The sequence below is a fragment of the Leucobacter muris genome (genome assembly GCF_004028235.1).
Taxonomy (GTDB): Bacteria; Actinomycetota; Actinomycetes; order Actinomycetales; family Microbacteriaceae; genus Leucobacter; species Leucobacter muris.
Window position 1 is genome coordinate 2274843 of the sequence record NZ_CP035037.1, and the last position, 18868, is coordinate 2293710.

Here is an 18868-nt window from a genome sequence, read left to right on the forward strand (position 1 = left end):
CTGTCACCGGGGGCCGCCCGTCGAAGAGGTGCGGGGCGGGCCTCGACGTTCAGGGTGCGGGGGTCGGGATTACGCTCTTGGCGAGCAGTTCGTCCTCGGTCTCGCCCCGAACGATGACCCGAGAGGCCCCGTCGCGCACCGCGACCACCGGGGGTCTCGGCACGTAGTTGTAGTTGCTCGCGAGCGACCAGCAGTAGGCGCCCGTCGCAGCCACCGCGAGGGTGTCGCCGGGCCGCACGTCGCCCGGCAGCAGGTCGCGCTGCACGACGATGTCACCCGACTCGCAGTGCTTGCCCACCACTCGCACGAGCGCCGGTTCGGCGTCGCTCGCGCGGTTGGCGATGCGCACCTGGTAGTCGGCGCCGTAGAGCGCGGGGCGCGCGTTGTCGCTCATGCCGCCGTCGACGCTCACGTAGAGCCGGGCCGCGCGGCCGAGGTCGTCGGGGTCGGCCGCCGCGTCGGAGCCGGCGAGCGCGACGGACTTCGTGGTGCCGACGGTGTAGAGCGTCACCCCCGCCTGGCCGATGATCGAGCGCCCGGGTTCGAACGCCAGCTTCGGCACGGCGACGCCGAACTCGCGCGCGCTCTCGGCCACGATGTCGGCGAGCTCGCGAGCGATGTCGGCGACGGCCGGCGCCTCGTCGGCCTGGGCGCTGGTGTACGCGATGCCGAAGCCGCCCCCGAGATTGAGCTCGGGAATGGGCGCGCCCGCGATGCGCTGCAGCTCGGGGTAGGCGCCGAGCAGGCGGCGGGCCGACTCGCGGAAGCCATCGGTGGCGAAGATCTGTGAGCCGATGTGGCAGTGGAGGCCCACGAACTCGAGACTCTCGTGGGCGAGGATCGCCTCGACCAGGCGGGGCGCCTCGTCGAGGGGCTGGCCGAACTTCTGATCCTCGTGCGAGGTCGCGAGGAAGTCGTGGGTGGAGGCGTGCACGCCGCTGTTCACGCGCAGGCGGACGCGTTGCCGGCGGCCCGCGGCCCTCGCGGCGGACGCGATGCGCTCCGTCTCGATCTCGCTGTCGATGATGATCGTGCCGACGCCGGCCTCGACGGCCCGCGCGATCTCGCGCTCGGACTTGTTGTTGCCGTGGAAGCCGATGCACGCGGGGTCGACGCCCGCGGCGAGCGCGACGGCCAGCTCTCCGCCGCTCGCGACGTCGACGGCGAGCCCCTCCTCGTCCATCCAGCGGGCGACCTCGACGCAGAGGAACGCCTTGCCCGCGTAGTAGACGGTGGCCTCGGTGCCGATGCGCCTGGCCTCGCGCTGCAGCGCCTCGCGCACCTCGCGGGCGCGCTCGCGCGCGGCCCCCTCGTCGATCACGTAGAGCGGCGAGCCGTGCTTCGCGGTGAGCTCGGTGGCGCGCACCTCGGCGATCTTGAGCTGCTCGCAGCTGCTGCCGCGGCGGGACGACGGCGGGAAGACCCGGCGGTCGATGGCGTTCGCGTCGATGCGGGCGTCGACCGTGGCGGTTTCGTCGCGCTGCTGCGGCTCGGGCATCTGTGTTTCCTCGGCTGTCAGATTCGGTGTCGTGCGAACGCTCGCGAAGGCGTGCACCTCTGGCGAGCGGACCCGGATTGGCCCCTGAAGCCGTGCGAACGGAGGTCTCCCTCGGAACGGACCCGTCCAGCTTACCGTGCCGGCATTCCCGGATCGGTGCGCGCGGCCCTCTGCAGCGAGAGAAGGCCGCGGAAACGCCGATCGGACGGCACCCGCGCGAGGCGGGCGCCGTCCGATCCGGGGTGTCCGATCCGACTCGGCGGCGGGCCGCTAGCCCACGCCCTCGAGCATCTCGGTGTGGGTGTTGCCCACGTTCTTCAGCACCTCGGGTCGGTTCGCCCTGATCCACCAGAAGCGGGCGAAGGCGAGCAGCATCGTGGCGACGAAGATGTACGGGATGACGTTGATCGGGAAGGCCGGCACGGGCCACACGTTCGCGAAGAAGACGTAGGCCATGGCGACGACTGCGACGACGGCGCACACCCACACGAGACGGTTCGGGATCCCGGCGCGCTTCGTGTAGACGATGCCCGCGATCGCGACGAGCGCGTAGGCGACCATGTAGCCGTAGGTGCCGTAGGTGTCGACCCACACGACGATGTCCATGGGGTGCGTGCCGGCGAGCAGCAGGATCACGTCGAGCACGATGGCGGCGGGGCCGGCGATGAGCAGCACCCGATGCGGGGTGAGGTGGGTCTCGTGGGTGCGGCCGAAGCGCTCGGGCACGATGCCCTCCTTGCCCATCACCTAGACGATGCGACCGACCACGTTGAGGGGCGCGACGACGACGGCGAAGAACGACGCGGCGACGCCGAAGACGAGCACCGGGGCGAACCAGACGGGCATCCCGATGCGGTCGTTGATGGCCTGCAGCGGGCTCGCGACCTCGCCGAGCTCGTCGCCGAGCACGGCGATCTGCGTGTAGGCGGCGAAGACGTAGAGCACGCCCACGACCACGGCGCTCCACATGATCGCGCGCGGGATCGCGGTGTGCGGGTTGCGCGCCTCGCGGCCGAGGGCGTCGGCCGACGAGAATCCGACGAAGCCGAGGATGCCGAGCACCATGCCGGCGGCGACGCCCTGGAAGGGCACGCCCTCGAACGAGAACTGCGCGGGATCCCACGCGTCGGGGCCGAGCCAGGCGAGGGCGGCGACGAGCAGCACGACGATGATGAAGACCGACACGAGCTCGAGCACGAGGGAGACGCGCGCCGAGATGCGGATGCCGCGGATCGTGAAGAAGGTGGCGAGGCCGCCGATGAGCACCGTCAGCACGATCAGCCAGACGGTGCCGGTGGCCGGCACGCCGAACAGCTGCAGCAGGTCGGAGGCGTACGACACGGCGCCGCCGAGCGATCCCGCCGCGATGCCCCACGATCCGATGAGCAGGGCGACGCCCGCGGCGAAGGCGCCGCTCGGGCCGAGCCCCTTGGAGACGTAGGTGTAGAGGGATCCCGCGGAGGCGTGGCGCCGCGCGAATACGGTGACGATGTAGCCGACGCAGAGGATCACGATCGTCGCGAGCGCGAACGCCATCATGGTGCCGTTGCCCGCGCCGAGGAAGATGGAGGCGGCGGTGAAGGCGATGACGGCGCTCGGCGCGATGCTGGCGATGGCCTGGGCCGCGAGCTCGGGACCGGACATCACCCCTTCGCGCAGGCCGGCGTCGACCTTCCGTTCTGTGGTCTGGGTCATCATTCTCTCCTGTGAGTTGATCGAGGGTGGTGCGTCTACGGGATGAGCAGCGTGCGCAGCACGCCGCCGGCTTCGAGGTCGTCGAGCGCTGCGGCGGCCTCGTCGAGCGGGCGCCGGCCGGAGATCAGCGGATCGAGCTTCAGCTGCCCGTCCATGTAGCGGTCGACGAGCGCGGGAATGTCGATGGAGGGGCGCACGGAGCCGTAGTTGGATCCGAGGATGCGCTGGTCGGCCTCGGCGAGCACGAGCGGCTCGAACGAGGCCCGGGCGCCGGTGGGCGGCAGCCCCACGATGACGGCGGCACCGCCGAGGCCGAGCATGCGGATGGACTGCTCGGTGGTGGAGGTGCGTCCGATCGCGTCGAAGGCGTAGTCCACGCCGTCGGGCACGAGCTCGAACAGCTGCTCCACCGCGTCGCGCTCGGAGGCGTCGATACGATCGGTCGCCCCGAACTGCAGGGCCATGCGCGTCTTCTCGGGCACGATGTCGATCGCGATGATGCGCTCGGCGCCCGCGAGCTTCGCACCCTGCACCACGTTGAGGCCGACGCCTCCGCAGCCGATCACGGCCACGGTCGCGCCGGGCTCGACGGCGGCGGTGTTGAGCACGGCGCCCACGCCGGTGGCCACGGCGCAGCCGACCACGGCGATCACGTCGAGCGGGGCGTCGTCGCGCACCTTGATGGCGCCCGAGGCGGGTACGATCGCCTCCTCCGCGAACGACGAGACGCCGAGGTAGTGGTGGATCGGCTCGTCGCCGAGGCTGAGACGCGAGGTGCCGTCGAACAGCACTCCCTGCGGTGCGACGACGGTGGCCACCTTCTGGCAGCGGGCCTCATGACCCTGCAGGCAGTAGCGGCACTCGCCGCAGGGCGGCACCCAGCTCAGCACGACGTGGTCGCCGACGGCGAGGGAGGTGACGCCCTCGCCGAGCTCGACGACGACTCCGGAGCCCTCGTGCCCCATGACCATGGGCGCCGGAGCGTCCCACTCCCCTCGTTTGACGTGCAGGTCGGAGTGGCAGACACCTGCCGCGGCGATCTTCACCCGCACCTCTCCGGCCCGGGGTGCGGCGAGGGTGACATCCGCCACCTCGGCGCGGGTGGCGGGATCGCGGAACACGACGGCCTTCATGCAGAACTCCTTTGTCTCATCCATTGCTTCGTGCGGTGGGCGCTCACCGGGCTGCTCACCCGCCGAGGCCGCGACTCGCAGCGACTGAAGCGATGCTACGGAGCGGGTCGGCGCACTGTCACTGCGCCAGGTGTCGAAACTCTGCACGCTTCATGTGCACTTGGTACACTCAGCGCGTGGCTTTGGACCTGCAGGCGATCTCGCGGGCGATCGACGGAACCTGCGTTCCCCGACGCCTGGGCGAGCGCACGCCCGTCGACGGCGTCTCGCCGCTCGAGGCCTTCGTCGTCGTAGGCAATCCCGAGTACGCCACCCTCGTCACGGGCGATGAAGAGGAGCTGATGCGCCGGCTCGCAGCGGCGCGGGCAGGCGGCTCGAGCCCCGATGACGCCGGAGACACGGGCGACGACAGGAACGAGGACGACGGGGATCCGTTGCTCGGCGCCGTGTTCGTGAGCGACGCCGACACCCCCGCTCTGCGCGCCGCGCTCGAACGGCGCGGCATGACCGCGATCCTCGGCGCGCGCCTCGGCGGCGCCGCCCTGCACGCCACGCTCTCCGCCCTCATCGCCGACGACCGGGCCGCCGCAGACCGGCTCGTCACCGCCGGCATCAACGTGCTCACCCAGGTCGCGCGCCGCGGCGGCGTCACCGCCGTCATCGCCGAGCTCGCGCACCGCCTCGACGGCTGGGCCGTGCTGCTCGACGCGCAGGGGCAGCTCATCGGCAGCGCCGGCGCGGGCCGGCTCCACGTGTCCGATGCGGTCGCCGTCGCTCTCGGCCGGCCGGTGCGCGTGCGGCACGTCGGGCTGCAACTGCACCACGTCGGTTCCGACAGCGACCTCGCCGGGTACCTGGTCGTCGCGACCCGATCGCGATCCCGCACCCACTCCCGCGACCTCGCCGCGCAATCGGCCGCCCTCCTCGACCTGCTGCTGCGCACCCACGACCCCTCGCTCACCGAGCATCTGGGTCGCGAGGCGCTGATCGCGACGCTCGACGCGGGCGGGCCGCCTGCGCGCGACCTGCTGCGCCGCTGGGAGGTGCACGAACCGAGTCTCACCGCGTTCGCACTCGGCGCGAAGACGCGCACCGTGGATCTCGAACGCCTGCTGCGCCGCTGGCTCGACGAACTCGGCGCGGAGCACATCTTCGCCTCGGGCTCCGGCCCGGTACGCGGCTTCGTTCGGAACGAGCTCGCGGAGGAGCTCGCGGAACTCGCCGAGGCCCTGCGTCCGATGGGAGGGGCACGGGTGCACCTCGGTCTCGGCGCCCCGGCCCCCGCGGAGACCCTCGCGCAGAGCGCCGTCCAGGCGAGGCAGGCGCTCGACACCGCGCTCGAGGACGGCGAGACCGTGCACCGGTACACGCGGCTGCCGACCGTCGACCTCGTGCTGTCGTCGCTCACCGGCACCCCGAGCGACGCCCTCACGAGCCTCCTCGACCCGCTGCGGGACGCGTCGGGAGCGCACGGGGAGCTCGGGCGCACACTCCGGGTCTTCCTCTCGGAGCACGGGGGCCACCGGTCCTCGGCGCGACGGCTGGGCATCCACCGCCAGACGCTCGCGTCGCGCATCCGCCGCATCGAGGGGCTCACAGGCCTGTCGATGGATCGCGCCGACGACCGCACCGCCGCCTGGCTCGCCCTGCGAGCCGCGGGGCTCTAGCCTCGTTCCGCGGCCGGCCGCTCGCGCCGGACCCGGGCGCCGGTTCAGCCTCGCGGATCCTCGACCGCGACGGCGAGCTGCTGCACGAGGGGCTCGTGCAGGCCGATGAGGCGCACGTCGCACACGAGCCGGCCCCGCTCGCACTCGACCGCCCAGCGCAGTTCGGCGGGGTCTGCCGATGAGACCGCCCTCCCGCTCAAGGGGGCCTGCTCGACGCGCACCGGTCCCGTGCGCTCGAGCGCCTCGCCGAGTCTGCGGCGGCGCACCGCAGCGGGCTCGTCCTGCAGCACGTTCTCGGCGAGCACGTCGGCGATCCTCTCGACCGGCAGCCCCGCCCGCAACGCGGCGTCGACGCGCTCGGCAGCGGCGGCGGTCTCCGGCCACACCGTCTCGAGCGGTGGCGAGGCCTCGTGCCCTGCCAGCACCTCGGAGAGCACGCGCGCGGCGAGCGACTCGGCGCCCAAACCCTCGGAGTTGGCGAAGACCACCGCGCCGATCCCGCTGGCCCGGTGCCACCGCATGTGCGAGCAGAAGCCGGGCAGGCTGCCGGAGTGCTGCACGACCCTGCCGAAGCGGCGATCGTGCTCGACGGTGAGCCCCACGCCGTAGCCGATCGCCTCGAGATCGCGGTGCGGGCGGGCCTCGCCGATCCCGAACGGCGTGTGGATGCGCTGCATCTCGCGCCGCGTCGCCGCCGCGAGCACCTCGGGGCGAAGCGGCTCGGCCGAGAAACCGGAGGCGAGGAACGCCGCCCAGGTCGCGATGTCGTCGACCGTGCTGAAGAGCCCGCCGATGCAGGCGAGCGCGCCGTGGCCGACGTAGGGCTCCTCCTGGAAGCTCCGCCCGTCGTCGAAGGTGCGGTAGCCGAGCGCGAGGGCCGATCCCGCGCCGTACTCCTGGGCGACGTATCGCGTCCGGTCGAGCCCGAGCGGGCGCAGCAGGCGCTCAGCGACGACCGCTTCCACCGTCTCGCCCGTGACCGCCTCGACGGCGCGCCCGACGAACGACATGCCGAGGTTCGAATACTGGTACGTCTCCCCCGGCTCCGCGGTGAGCCGCAGGCCTGCGCGGCCGAGGCCCGCGATCGCCTGCCGGGAGTCGCCGAGCCGACGGTCGCCCCACGCGTTGTCCTCGGGCAGGCCCGAGCAGTTCGTGAGCAGCTGCCGGATCGTGACGCGCCGCTCCTCGCCGTCGAGCAGCAGGCGGACGCCCGGAACGCAGGCATCGAGCGGGGCGTCGAAGTCGAGCAGTCCCTCGTCGCGCAGGCTCAGGGCCGCCGCGGCGAGAAAGCTCGTCGACATCGAGGCGACGCGGAAGACGGTGCCGCGGTCGGCCGTGCTGGCCGGGCCGCTCGGAGCACCCGCGGCTTTCCAGGCGACCACCCCGTCCCGGTCGAACACCGCCGCGACCGCGGCAGGCGCGAGCCCGAGATCGTGCGCTTCGAAGGCCGCCTCGAGCGACCGCTCAGCGGCACCGGTGAACGCCGTCACGCCTACTCCTCGCTGCAGCTGCCGTTCAGGCGCTCGCGCTCGTCCGAGACGATGCCGGGCGCCAGGTCGGCGCTGATCGTGGCCGATCCCGTGCTCGACAGCGTGATACCCGTGAGCGCGACGCCCCGGGGCAGCTGATCGCGCACGCACAGCACCTGCGGTTGCAGCAGCGGGTCGAGCAGCCCGCCTGCGGCCTGCGCCAGCTGCTCGGTGCTGAGATCGAGCCCGGCCGCGGTGACGCCGCGCGGTTCGATCTCGATCTCACCCGCGCCGGCCACCGCGACCCCCAGCGACGCCGAGAGCGGCACCTCCTGACCGAAGATCTCGATCGAGCGCCCCACCACGAGCGAGCCGTCCCGCACCTCGCCGGTCTGCGCGACGCCCTGGGTCACGAGATTCACCACGGGACCGAGCTGATCCCGGTCGACCCTGAGCGACACCGACGCATCGCGGATCTCACCGACCATGGGGTTGAACGGCACGAGCGAGGCGTGCACCGTCGCGTCGGCCTTGACGCCCTCGATGAGCGGCGCATCCGGCACCGTGACCGTGACATCGCCCACCCCGCCGCGGAACGCGTTCAGCAACGCCGATCCGCCCATCGAGACCTCGACGGGGTGATCGACCGTCAGCCTGAGGCCGACGCGAGCCGCGCCGCGAATCGTGTCGGGCACGATCAGCCGCAGCGCGACCTCGGCCGCACCGCCCAGCAGCACGACCGCCACCACCACGCCCAGCAGCCTCGGCCACCAGCGCGATTCCCGCTCGCTCATCCTCGCGGCTCCGATCCGTGCCGGCGTCAGAGCCGCTCGGGGGCCGAGACGCCGAGCAGGTCGAGGCCGTTGCGCAGCACCTGGCCGGCGGCGTCGTTCAGCCACAGCCGTGTGCGATGCAGATCCTCGACGGGCTCCTCACCCATCGGGATCACACGGCAGTTGTCGTACCAGCGGTGGTAGGCCGCGGCGAGCTCCTCGAGGAAGCGGGCGATGCGGTGCGGCTCGCGCAGCTCGGCCGCGCCCGCCACGATGCCGGGGTACTGCTGCAGCTTGCCGAGCAGCTCGGCCTCCGTCTGATGCGTGAGCAGCTCGGGCGCGAACGCGCTGCGGTCGACACCCGCGGCGGCTGCGTTGCGGTCGACCGCGCAGGTACGGGCGTGCGCGTACTGCACGTAGAACACCGGGTTGTCGTTCGTGCGGCTGCGCAGCTTCTCGCCGTCGAGGGCGAGCGGCGAGTCGGCCGGGTAGCGGGCCAGCCAGTAGCGCAGCGCGTCGCTGCCGAGCCACTCGAGCAGGTCGTCGAGCTCGATGATGTTGCCCGCTCGCTTCGACAGGCGCGCACCGTTGAGGTTGACGAGCTGCCCGATGAGCACGGTGATGTCGGTCTCGATGTCGTCGCCCGCGGCACCGGCGATGGCGGTGAGGCGGCCGATGTAGCCGTGGTGGTCGGCGCCCAGCAGGTAGATCTTCTCGCCGAAGCCGCGATCCATCTTCGACAGGTAGTAGGCGGCGTCGGCCGCGAAGTAGGTGAAGACGCCGTTGCCGCGCGTGAAGACGCGATCCTTATCGTCGCCGAAGGCGGTCGTGCGCACCCACACCGCGTCGTCCTCGTCGTACACGTGGCCCTGCTCGCGCAGGCGGTCGATCGCCGACTCGATGGGGCTCTTACCGCCGCCCTCGGCGGGCGCGTGCAGAGTGCGCTCCGAGAAGAACACGTCGAAGTGCACGTTGAAGCGCTCGAGCGAATCCTTGATCTCGGCGAGCTGCAGCTGGTAGCCGAGCTCCTGCGCCTGCTCGAGTGCCGCGTCGCGGTCGCTCGCGGCGAGCTCGGCGAGCCCCGGGAGCTGCTCGCGCACGCGGGCGCCGAGCGACTGGATGTACTCGCCCGGGTAGGCGTCCTCGGGAGCCTCCTCGCCGAGCGCGGCGGCCAGCACCGAGCGCCCGAACTTGTTCATCTGCGCGCCCGCATCGTTGATGTAGTACTCGCTCGTCACCTCGGCACCGGCCGCGCGCAGCACGCGCGCCGTCGAATCGCCGAGCGCCGCCCAGCGGGTGTGACCCATGTGCAGCGGTCCGGTGGGGTTGGCGCTCACGAACTCGAGGTTGATCTTCTGACCGGCGAGCGCGTCGCCGCGGCCGTAGGCCTCGCCCTGCTCGACCACGCGGCGCGCGGTCTCACCCGCGCTGGCGGCGTCGAGGGTGATGTTGATGAAGCCGGGGCCGGCGATCTCGGCCTTCGCCACGCCGTCGATCTCGGCGGCGCGCGCCGAGATCTCCTCGGCGAGCTCGCGCGGGTTCGCGCCGATCCGCTTCGCGAACTTCATGGCGGCGTTCGACGCCCAGTCGCCGTGCTCGCGGTTCTTGGGCCGCTCCACCTGCGTGTCCTGCTCGGTGACCTCGATGTCGGCGCCGCGGGCGGCGACGATATCGGTCAGGATGCGGGCGAGGGCGCTGGCGAGTTCTTGTGGCGTCACAAGCGTCCAGTCTAGTCGGCCGCGACCGATGGCTCCGCCGGGGCGGGCCCGGCGCTCAGCCCCGCTGACGGGAGTACACCCGGCGCCCGTCGATCCAGGTCTCGTCGACCACCGCGGTGTGCAGTTCCTCGGGGTTGATCGCGAAGAGGTTGCGATCGAGCACCGCGAGATCTGCGAGGCGGCCGGCCCGCAGCCGGCCGGTGACGTGGTCGAGGTGGTTCACCCGCGCCGTGCCCGAGGTGTACGCGTTGACGGCCTGCCCCACGGTGAGCGCCTGCGCCTCGCCCAGCGCCGCCGAGGCCGACCCCGGCCGCCTGCGGTTCACGGCGACGTGGATCGCCTGGATCGGATCGGGCGACGACACGGGCCAGTCGCTGCCCGCGGCGAGCGGAGCACCGGCACCGGCGAGGGCCGCGAACGGGTAGAGCGTCTGCTCGACGCCGTCGGGGAGGAACGGGATCACCAGCTCGTCGAGCTGCGGGTCGTGCGCCGCCCACAGCGGCTGCAGGTTCGCCGTCGCCCCCAGCTCCGCGAAGCGCGCGAGGTCGGGCTGCGCCACCGTCTCGAGGTGGGCCAGGTGGTGGCGCAGGCCCCGATCGCCGTTGATACGCGCAGCGTGTTCGAGCGCGTCCAGCGCGTCCGTGACCGCGCGGTCGCCGAGGGCGTGGAAGTGCACCTGCATGCCGCTCGCGTCGATCGCGGCGACGAACTCGGCGAGCTGCGCCGGCGGGAAGAACGCGATGCCCGTGCTGTCGGTCCGGGCTCCCGCGTGGTCGCGGTAGTGGCCGTGCATGGCGGCGGTGCGGCTCTCGGCGACGCCGTCGACCATGATCTTCACGGTGCCGAGCGAGAACCGCTCGGCCGGGTGCAGCGCCGCCACCGCGTCGCGGCGCTCGATCAGCCCTGCGAGCTGCGCGACGCCGGAGGTGCGATCCCACCACTGCGCCCCGCGCACCCGGGCGAGCAGGGCGCCCCGCTCGAGGGCCCGCAGGTAGACCGGCAGCGTGTCGGGCCGGCCCATGAGGCTGCCCACCGCCGCGTCCTGCCACGCCGTCACCCCGAACGCCAGCATGCGCCGCTGGGCCTCGAGCAGGCCGACGTACGCGTCCTCCTCGGTCGGCATCGCCCGCACCGCGTCGAAGAGGAACATCGCGCCGTCGTGGACCGTGCCCGCGGGCGTGCCGTCCGGTTCCCGCTCGAAGCGCCCGTCGCGCGGGTCGGGCGTCGTCTCGTCGATGCCCGCCGCGAGGAACGCGCGCCTGTTCGCCCAGGCGCTGTGATGGTCGCGGTTCTCGAGCAGCACGGGACGATCCGGCACGACGGCGTCGAGCAGATCCCGCGTGGGAGTGCCGCCGGGGAACGCGTCCATCGACCATCCCGCACCGATGATCCACGACCGCTCGGGGTGCGCCTCGGCGTAGCGGCGAATGGCGGCAAGCACGGCCTCGGCGTCGGGGCAGTCGGACAGGTCGCACCCGAGCAGCTCCGTACCGGCGATCACCGGATGCGCGTGCGCGTCCTGGAAGCCGGGGATCAGCAGCCGCCCGTCGAGGTCGATGCGCTGCGCGGCGCGAGGGGCGAGGCGCGCCACCTCCTCGGCGTCGCAGCTGAGGATGCGCCCGCCGCCCACCGCGATCCCGCCCGCGCGCGGCCCATCGCCGAGGCCGGTGTGGATCCAGCCGTTCTCGAAGACCGCGTCGACCGTCCGGGACGCAGGCTCATCGGTGCCGCGCGTCATCGCGAATGCTCCTTCCGCACGGCGACCTCCGGGCGATCGCCCCACCCGAGCGCTCCCACGAGCCGCACCCCGAGGAGGCCGTGCAGCAGCACGCTGCCGAGCACCGTGACCACCATCACGTACAGCGCCGTGTTCGCCGCCGCGCCGTCGAGCGCATTGAACGCGAGCAGACCGAACATGATCGTCGAGGTGCCTCGGGGCCCGAGCACCCCGAGCGTCAGACGCTCCCGGCGACTCGCGCGACTGCCGAGGAAGGCGGCGAGCACCGGCAGAGCCCGCAGCAGCGTGAGCGCGAGCAGACCGTAGAGCAGGTACGCCCACTCGATGGGGGCGAGGAACACGAGCGCCGCCGCCGCGCCGAACACGAACCACATGATGAGCGACGACAACACACCGATCTCGTCGAGCAGCGACACCTCGTCGCGCAGCACCTCGTCGCCGGAAGGCTCCCGCCGCACCCGCACGCTCTTATAGGCGATGCCGGCGAGGAACGCGGCGAGAAAACCGTTGCCGTGCACCACCGTGGCGCCCGCGTACACGATGATCGGCAGCAGCACCGTGCCGAGACGGATGCCGTGCGCCGAGGCCCACCCCCGCGCGACGGCCGCTCGCGCGAGCCAACCGGCCAGCAAGCCGGCACCCACGCCGATGAGCAGCGCGAAGCCGATCTCCGGCACGGCGTGCTCCACCACGTCGAGCAGCGACCCGTCCTGCGCCGGCGCCTGGGCGGCGATCAGTGCCACGGCGAAGAGGGGCGATCGGATCGCGTCAGCATATCCGCTCTCGACAACGAGGCTCTGGCGGAGACGCCTCGGCAGCCGCCGATCCCGCAGCATCTCGCCGGCCGGGGCGAAGTCGACCGGCATCACGATGAGTGCGATGAGCGCCACCACCACGAGCGAGGTGAATTGGCCTGGTTTGAGTTCCGATCTTTATACAAGGATGGAACTACGATGCCAAGCAAATATGACCCTGAACTTCGCCAGCGCGCACTTCGGATGCTCGCCGAAGCCCGTCCCGAGCACGAGTCGCTGACCGCGGCCTGCCGACACGTCGGTGGGCTCCTCGGAGTGAGCCCGGAGACGCTGCGCGTGTGGCAGCGCCGCTACGACATCGATACCGGCGCGAAGCCTGGCACCTCGATCGATATGGCCCAGGAGAACCGGCGGTTACGCCGCGAGGTGAGCGAGCTCCGTAAGGCCAACGAGGTACTCAAAGCCGCGAGCGTGTTTTTCGCGAAGGAACTCGACCGGCCACGAACGAAATGATCAGATTCATCGACGAGTACCGTGATCGTTTCGGGGTCGAGTTCCTCTGTCGTACGCTGCGTGCGGCAGTTCGTGGGTTCCTCACCTCCCGCGGATACCGGGCCGCGAAAGCCCGGTCGGCCTCAGCCAGGCAGCTGCGCGACGAGTTGCTCCTCCCTGAGATCCGGCGGCTCCACGCGAAGCACTATGGCGTGTACGGGCGCCGGAAGATGCATGCCCTGCTGAAGCGTGAGGGGTGGAAGATCGGCCGCGACCAGACCGAGCGTCTGATGCGGCTCGCCGGCGTGCGCGGGGTACGGAAATCAAAGCGCGTGTTCACCACACGCCCTAACAAAACGGCGGCACTGCCTGCCGATCTCGTCAACCGGAGATTCGCCGCTGACGGGCCGCGCAAGCTCTGGGTGTGCGACGTGACCTACGTCGCCACCTGGTCTGGGTTCGCCTATGTCGCGTTCGTCACTGACGTGTACTCGCGCAGAATCGTGGGCTGGAATGTCGCTGCGACGCTGAAATCTGAGGTTCTGCCGATGCAGGCACTCGATATGGCTGCGTGGCAATCGGGCGGCAGGCTCGATGGCCTGATCCATCACGCCGATCACGGGTCGAATTACACCGCCATGGTCTATACGGATCGCATTGCGGAACTCGGAGCAGTGCCCTCGACCGGGACGGTCGGCGACAGTTTTGACAATGCCATGGCTGAGGCGGTCAACAACCTCTACAAGACCGAACTGATCCGACAGCAGGGCCCCTGGCGGACGGTTGAGCAGGTCGAACTCGCGACCCTCGAATACGTGTGGTGGTGGAACCATGAGCGCCTTCACGGGGAGCTCGATATGCGTACCCCGATCGAGGTCGAGCAGGCCTACTATGCTGAGGCCGAGGAACTTCTGTCACCGACAGGTTGACAGGAAAACCGGTCGGAACTCAAACCAGGCCAATTCACATCGGCTCGCCCCGTTCTGTTGCGAAGCGCCGATGCAAGGATTGAGTGGTCTTTTCGCTGTGGAGGTGTTGGCAAGCTGTTCCACTGCGCGGGGGCATGTGTCAATATTGTGAGACACGAACTGATGTCCTTTCGAGGGCCTCACTGGCCTCTGGTGTTCCAGCACCAGGGGCCAGTTCTCTTGGTCAGGAGCCGCATTTGCAGCAGCCGCAGCTGCAGTCGGGCGAGAACGCCTCGGGCAGCAGCGACCGGGGCTCTACGTCCAGCGCGTCAGCGATGCGCAGCAGCTCGGTGAGGCTGAATTCATACTTCTCCTCGCCCTTTGTCTTTCTGTGAAAAGTTGTCAGTGGTCGGTGGATTGCGTCAGCAACAACCCTCATCGAGCTACCCCGGCAATCAATGGCGCTGAGCACCTTCGACGCGACTTCGGCAGAAACGTGATCTGCCGTGACAGTAGTCGTCATCCTCGCTACTTTCTCTTCAACACGTTCCATTTGGAACGGCCACTAGAACAATATATATATACATCGAATGACGTCAATTAATCTTCCGATGTGAACGTCGACGAACCAGGGGTGGGCTATGCAGAAGCCCTAGCGGCAGAGCTGAAGTGGCAGCTTAAGCAGCGCAACATCTCTGGCTCGGCGCTTGGCGGGATGCTCCAGATCGGGCAAAGAACGATCAGTCAGTGGCTCAACGGCCGGAACAAGATTCCCTTCACCTTTGTGTATTCGGCTTCTCTCGTGATGGGAGCGCGACCCGGCAGTCTTTTCAAGCTCGCTGAGCAGCGATACCAAACCGAAAGTCCATTGCTCGTTACTGGAAACCCAGATCGTCGCGATCCTTCCCAGCTTTCACCCGAAGAGTTGGGGGCGCGTAGCGAGCGGTTCGTTCAATGCATCGCTGCTGAGCTTCGGACACAGCTCAGCCTCCGCGAGCTCTCTACCCGGCAGATAGCTCTTACTCTCGGGAAAGCGCCCTCGATCGCAGGAGAGTGGCTAAATGGCAAGAAGGTACTTCCTGTTCACTTCGCTTACAACGTCTGCCAAGCTCTCGGCTTCCCTGTTGAGGATCTTGTCGACCGCGCCGAGGCACGGATCGACCGGTACCCCGAGGACCCAGACGAGATCTCGCTCCAGAACAGTGGGTCCACGACCGCTCTCTCTTCGCGAGCTTCGCTGTCTCCCGGGGAGGTAAGTCGTCGGCTGCGCGCGATGCTCGAGCTGAAGGGTCTCGACGGCCAATCGGGTTTCGATACGGCCGCTGCGGCTGCCCTATCCCACGGCATCACGTTGGATCGCCGCACCTGGGATGATGCTTTGAAGGGCATAGCAGTACCCGATGCCTCTGTCCTCGCAGAGATTGCTGAAGCGCTCGGAGCGCCCGCTGACTACCTCATCGCCGAGGACGACGACATTACCGAGCGCGCCGAGGCAGAAGCGGAACTTGCTCGCGTCGCGGCCGAGGCCGGCGTCACCAACATCGCAGCTCGAGGAGCTCACCTCTCCGCAGAATCACTGCGCGAAATCGCGAACCTCGTGAATCGCTACATCCCGAAGTGACGTTGTAACCGCCCCCGTTTTACACTCAGGAGGTGACCAGCAGCATGCCCGCTCGACAGATGGCGGAAGAACTCGTTGCGAATCTCGGATGCCGGCCCGGCTCGAGTCTCGAAGATATCCAGGAACGCGTCGCGCTCTTCCATCAGAAAGAGATCGCTCTGCACCCGGTCGACGACGTCGAGCTGCGCAACATCACAGGGCTATGGGTTGAGACGGAACTCACCAGTCACGTGTTCTTCCGCAACGACGATCCGAAGCTGTACCAGACGCACTCGATCTTCCACGAGTTCGGTCACATCATCGCTGATCACAGCACCTGCGGCGTACTGAGCTTCATCGATAACACGTTGCTCGGCACCGCACCGCTCGGCGGCCAGATCCAGCGAGCCAGGGCCCGAGGCTTCAACCAAGACGAGGACGAAACCCTTGCCGAAGAGATCGCCTACGCGCTCTCTCGGCTCGTCATCGCAGGCTCCGCAGTCGGAATCAGGGCCGTGTTCGAATGATCCGCGGCCGCCGGCTGTGAAGCTTTGCCTTTGACCGCCCAGTTGACGATCGCACGTAGCGGGCGAGGGTATCTGACGGGGCGAGGAGCGTCCTCGAACATCTTCCGCGCGACGAGATCCGATGCTGCAGACACCTGCTTCATCTCTTCATCGCTCAACGCGTTCCCCTCAGTGTGAATGTGGTCGTTCACAGCAATCACTTCCTCGTAGAGTCGGGCCAGATCATTCTCTGCAGGAGTCGCACGCACATCGGCCAGCAATCCCTTTCGGTGCATGAGCTCTTCCATCGACGCAATCGATCTTGCCACTTGCCGGGTGCTACGAACGCGTCGGAAGGCAACTGCCGCCACGTTCGCGGCCATGCACACCACTCCCCCGGTGAGGCCTGCCAGCCCAATCGCATACAGGGCATCGCTGGTTTCGGTCGGTAGCCAGGAGAAAGCGATGGAGCCAAGGGCTCCGAACTGGAAGAAGCAGCCGACTGCGACGATGCCGGCGCCGATGATCAGTGCTGAGTACGAGCGGGATCCGCTCGTCCATACCTTCGCTCCGAGGTAGAGGCAGATCCCGCCGATGAGCGTGAGGTAGATAGCCGAGTACAGGAACGTGGGTACTTGGTCTGCTCGATCGAACATGAAGTCTTTCGCGGTCGGCCCGCGGTCGACGAAGAAGAAGGGGATCGTGAAGGCGATGATCCCAACCAGCAGGGGGGCTCTTCAAGATGTTGCGGAGAGGGTAATTCCCCTCCGTGACTACGGCTTGCATGACGAGCCAAAGCGCGATGGCAGCGCAGATGTTCTGGAGCAGGCTAATGGCGTTCGTGCCCCCGATCAAGCTGTCGAGGACCGTGATGGGCACGAGTGTTCCGCAGCAGAACAGGCTCAGCGCCCCGACGCCGGCCGCAAGCCACGAGGGCCTGGCAGCGGGGACTCGAATAGCGTGACGAGCTCTGACAACGAACGTGGCGGAGAGGACGAATACACCGATGCTGGAAGGATCAATCAGACGCTGCAACTGGTTTCCTCGCTCTATCTCGATGCTCTCTGACGGTGGTCAGTCCACTCGTCAGCCTATCTCAGCCATTACGCTGCGACAGGGTAGAACTGGGGCAGCAAGCCCGACATGATGGCGGCTCGCGCCGCCCTCCCGTCTGCTCTACCGCTCGAGCGCGGATACTCGGGGAACGCATCCCAGGGCCTTCCGAAGCTGAACGCCTGCTGCTCAGGCAGTTGCCGTCGTTTCGATCGTTGTCTGCCCGGGGTCGTCATCCTCTCGTACTCCAGCCTCCACCAGGCCCACTCGACCCGTTCGAGAACGTACCGATCCTCCCGGGCGCGCAGACGCCCTGCTACGCCCAGCCATTCGGCAAGGTCATCTCTACGTTCAGCAGCAGCCCGCACCCACAGATCTCCTGTCCGTCGTACAAGCCCATGCTGCACCAGCCGTTTGAGCTCGCGCCGGACCCATCCAGCTGGCGAACCGACCGCGTTGGCAAGCTCCCCGACCGTCGACCCCGTGAGGTCACCCAAACGAGAGTAGAGGTTGCCGCTGCGGATACGGGTCTGTCCGATAAACGGTGTGTGGGATCCGGCGGTTTTCATTCGTGAGTGGTTTTCTCGAACCGTCCGGCGAAGGTGATCGCGAACGCGTTCAGCGCGGGCTTCCACCTCATCACCCAGCGTGCCCTTCCGCCGCCAGTCGGGTCAAGCGACCGCGTCACGAGGTAGAGACATTTCAGCGCGGCGGCCTCGTTGGGAAAGTGCCCCCGAGCTCTCACGGCGCGCCGATAGCGAGCGTTGATTGACTCGATCGCGTTGGTCGTGCAGATCACCCGCCGGATCTCGACGTCATACTCGAGGAACGGCACGAACTCCGCCCAGCTGTTCTTCCAGAGCTGCACGATCGCCGGATACCGTCCGCCCCACTCGGCGGCGAACTCCTCGAACCGATCCTTCGCCGCCTGCTCCGACGGGGCCGTGTAGACGGGTTTGAGGGAACGGACGATCGCGTCGCGGTGTTGCCGCCCGGCGTAGCGGAAGCTGTTGCGGATCAGATGGACGATGCACTGCTGGACGACCGTTTGCTCCCAAGTGGTGTTGATCGCCTCCGGGAGACCCTTCAGCCCGTCGCAGACCGCGATGAGCACGTCCTCGACACCCCGGTTCTTCAGCTCGGTGAACACCTGCAGCCAGAACCTCGCACCCTCCTGACCGTCACCGGCCCAGATGCCGAGGATGTCGCGTTCCCCGTTCACGGTGACGCCCATCACGACATAGAACGGGGTGTTCCTCACCTGCCCGTCACGGACCTTCACCACGATCGCGTCGACGAAGATCACCGGGTAGAGCGCATCCAACGGCCTGCTCGACCATTCGGCGAGTTCCCCGGCGACCTTCTCGGTGATCCGGCTGATCGTGTCCTTGGAGACCTTCGCCCCATAGACCTCGTCGAAATGCGCAGCGATCTCACCGGTCGTCAACCCCCGAGCGGAAAGGGACAGAACGATCTGATCGATGCCGTCCAGTCGGCGTTTCCGCTTGGGGACGATCACCGGCTCGAACGACCCGTCTCGATCTCGCGGGACTTCGATCTCGACGGGGCCGATCTCTGTCAGCACCGTCTTGACCCGCGTCCCGTTACGCATGTTCTCGCCGATTGGGGTCCCGCCGTGCTCGTGGCCGAGGTGCTCGGTCAACTCGGCATTCAGCGCGGTCTCGAGGACGTTCTTCGTGAGCTGGCTGAGCAGGCCGCCCGGCCCCGTCAGGCTCACGCCCTGCTCCTTCGCCTGCGCGAGCAAGCGTTCTGCGAGTTCTTTCTGATCGATGATCTCCCCGGTCACGGGATCAATCATCTCGTCGTCAACAACGACAGTGGTCGTGTCAGCCACGGCCATCT

General features: G+C 68.8%; 17 protein-coding genes. 5 read left to right on the top strand and 12 right to left on the bottom strand.

Annotated elements, in window-relative coordinates:
• Positions 1–49: 49 nt before the first annotated feature.
• From lysA to Leucomu_RS10610, 4 genes are all read right to left on the bottom strand, one after another.
• Positions 50–1498 (bottom strand): diaminopimelate decarboxylase, encoded by a 1449-nt coding sequence (lysA, locus tag Leucomu_RS10600; RefSeq protein WP_017883385.1) that lies wholly within the window; start codon positions 1496–1498, stop codon positions 50–52.
• A 270-nt stretch (positions 1499–1768) separates the two neighbouring features.
• Positions 1769–2245, bottom strand: coding sequence for an APC family permease (locus Leucomu_RS15970; RefSeq protein ID WP_228407074.1), 477 nt, complete (start codon positions 2243–2245; stop codon positions 1769–1771).
• Positions 2246–3193, bottom strand: coding sequence for an APC family permease (locus tag Leucomu_RS10605; RefSeq protein ID WP_228407075.1), 948 nt, complete (start codon positions 3191–3193; stop codon positions 2246–2248).
• A 35-nt stretch (positions 3194–3228) separates the two neighbouring features.
• On the bottom strand, positions 3229–4326 hold the full coding sequence (locus Leucomu_RS10610; protein WP_017883387.1) for an alcohol dehydrogenase catalytic domain-containing protein: 1098 nt from the start codon (positions 4324–4326) through the stop codon (positions 3229–3231).
• A 176-nt stretch (positions 4327–4502) separates the two neighbouring features.
• Between Leucomu_RS10610 and Leucomu_RS10615 the strand changes: the two genes are divergently transcribed.
• The gene (locus tag Leucomu_RS10615) at positions 4503–5993 is read left to right on the top strand and encodes a PucR family transcriptional regulator (protein ID WP_031289789.1); all 1491 of its coding nucleotides are present in this window, start codon (positions 4503–4505) and stop codon (positions 5991–5993) included.
• A gap of 44 nt (positions 5994–6037) precedes the next feature.
• Here Leucomu_RS10615 and Leucomu_RS10620 read toward each other — a convergent pair whose 3' ends face one another.
• From Leucomu_RS10620 to Leucomu_RS10640, 5 genes are read right to left on the bottom strand one after another with little or no spacing between them, the layout of a single operon-like run.
• Complete coding sequence (locus Leucomu_RS10620; protein ID WP_128387201.1) at positions 6038–7483, bottom strand: serine hydrolase domain-containing protein; 1446 nt, start codon at positions 7481–7483, stop codon at positions 6038–6040.
• A gap of 2 nt (positions 7484–7485) precedes the next feature.
• Positions 7486–8256, bottom strand: a complete 771-nt coding sequence (locus Leucomu_RS10625; RefSeq protein WP_128387202.1) for a hypothetical protein — start codon at positions 8254–8256, stop codon at positions 7486–7488.
• A gap of 26 nt (positions 8257–8282) precedes the next feature.
• A complete protein-coding gene (locus tag Leucomu_RS10630) occupies positions 8283–9953 on the bottom strand; it encodes an arginine--tRNA ligase (protein ID WP_128387203.1) in 1671 nt (556 codons plus the stop codon).
• 55 nt (positions 9954–10008) lie between these two features.
• The gene (locus tag Leucomu_RS10635; protein ID WP_128387204.1) at positions 10009–11691 is read right to left on the bottom strand and encodes an amidohydrolase; all 1683 of its coding nucleotides are present in this window, start codon (positions 11689–11691) and stop codon (positions 10009–10011) included.
• Positions 11688–12581 (bottom strand): cation:proton antiporter domain-containing protein, encoded by an 894-nt coding sequence (locus tag Leucomu_RS10640; protein WP_267128415.1) that lies wholly within the window; start codon positions 12579–12581, stop codon positions 11688–11690. Before Leucomu_RS10640 ends, Leucomu_RS10635 begins: the two co-directional genes overlap by 4 nt.
• 63 nt (positions 12582–12644) lie before the next feature.
• On the opposite strand from Leucomu_RS10640, the gene Leucomu_RS10645 reads away from it, so the two are divergent.
• A protein-coding gene (locus Leucomu_RS10645; protein WP_128387728.1) for an IS3 family transposase occupies positions 12645–13867 on the top strand; the annotation gives its coding sequence in 2 pieces (ribosomal slippage) (positions 12645–12930 and positions 12930–13867; 1224 coding nt in all).
• A gap of 223 nt (positions 13868–14090) precedes the next feature.
• On the opposite strand, the gene Leucomu_RS10650 is transcribed toward Leucomu_RS10645, so the two are convergent.
• Positions 14091–14369 (bottom strand): hypothetical protein, encoded by a 279-nt coding sequence (locus Leucomu_RS10650; RefSeq protein ID WP_128387205.1) that lies wholly within the window; start codon positions 14367–14369, stop codon positions 14091–14093.
• A 90-nt stretch (positions 14370–14459) separates the two neighbouring features.
• Between Leucomu_RS10650 and Leucomu_RS10655 the strand changes: the two genes are divergently transcribed.
• Together Leucomu_RS10655 and Leucomu_RS10660 are read left to right on the top strand one after the other, a co-directional pair.
• Positions 14460–15467 (top strand): helix-turn-helix domain-containing protein, encoded by a 1008-nt coding sequence (locus Leucomu_RS10655; RefSeq protein WP_128387206.1) that lies wholly within the window; start codon positions 14460–14462, stop codon positions 15465–15467.
• A gap of 32 nt (positions 15468–15499) precedes the next feature.
• The gene (locus Leucomu_RS10660) at positions 15500–15973 is read left to right on the top strand and encodes a hypothetical protein (RefSeq protein ID WP_128387207.1); all 474 of its coding nucleotides are present in this window, start codon (positions 15500–15502) and stop codon (positions 15971–15973) included.
• On the opposite strand, the gene Leucomu_RS10665 is transcribed toward Leucomu_RS10660, so the two are convergent.
• The gene (locus Leucomu_RS10665) at positions 15910–16608 is read right to left on the bottom strand and encodes a hypothetical protein (RefSeq protein ID WP_128387208.1); all 699 of its coding nucleotides are present in this window, start codon (positions 16606–16608) and stop codon (positions 15910–15912) included. The two genes, Leucomu_RS10660 and Leucomu_RS10665, sit on opposite strands and share 64 nt — an antisense overlap.
• Between Leucomu_RS10665 and Leucomu_RS10670 the strand changes: the two genes are divergently transcribed.
• A complete protein-coding gene (locus Leucomu_RS10670; RefSeq protein ID WP_128387209.1) occupies positions 16607–17020 on the top strand; it encodes a hypothetical protein in 414 nt (137 codons plus the stop codon). The two genes, Leucomu_RS10665 and Leucomu_RS10670, sit on opposite strands and share 2 nt — an antisense overlap.
• A 550-nt stretch (positions 17021–17570) precedes the next feature.
• Here Leucomu_RS10670 and Leucomu_RS10675 read toward each other — a convergent pair.
• Complete coding sequence (locus tag Leucomu_RS10675; protein ID WP_228407350.1) at positions 17571–18824, bottom strand: IS256 family transposase; 1254 nt, start codon at positions 18822–18824, stop codon at positions 17571–17573.
• Positions 18825–18868 lie beyond the last annotated feature (44 nt).

Bases quoted from the DNA above. Each gene is read 5' to 3' on its own strand.
- Leucomu_RS10675 (WP_228407350.1), bottom strand. From the start codon at position 18,824: ATGATTGATCCCGTGACCGGGGAGATCATCGATCAGAAAGAACTCGCA.
- Leucomu_RS10670 (WP_128387209.1), top strand. From the start codon at position 16,607: ATGAAGTCTTTCGCGGTCGGCCCGCGGTCGACGAAGAAGAAGGGGATC.
- Leucomu_RS10665 (WP_128387208.1), bottom strand. From the start codon at position 16,608: ATGTTCGATCGAGCAGACCAAGTACCCACGTTCCTGTACTCGGCTATC.
- Leucomu_RS10605 (WP_228407075.1), bottom strand. From the start codon at position 3,193: ATGACCCAGACCACAGAACGGAAGGTCGACGCCGGCCTGCGCGAAGGG.
- Leucomu_RS10635 (WP_128387204.1), bottom strand. From the start codon at position 11,691: ATGACGCGCGGCACCGATGAGCCTGCGTCCCGGACGGTCGACGCGGTC.
- lysA (WP_017883385.1), bottom strand. From the start codon at position 1,498: ATGCCCGAGCCGCAGCAGCGCGACGAAACCGCCACGGTCGACGCCCGC.
- Leucomu_RS10650 (WP_128387205.1), bottom strand. From the start codon at position 14,369: ATGACGACTACTGTCACGGCAGATCACGTTTCTGCCGAAGTCGCGTCG.
- Leucomu_RS10610 (WP_017883387.1), bottom strand. From the start codon at position 4,326: ATGAAGGCCGTCGTGTTCCGCGATCCCGCCACCCGCGCCGAGGTGGCG.
- Leucomu_RS10625 (WP_128387202.1), bottom strand. From the start codon at position 8,256: ATGAGCGAGCGGGAATCGCGCTGGTGGCCGAGGCTGCTGGGCGTGGTG.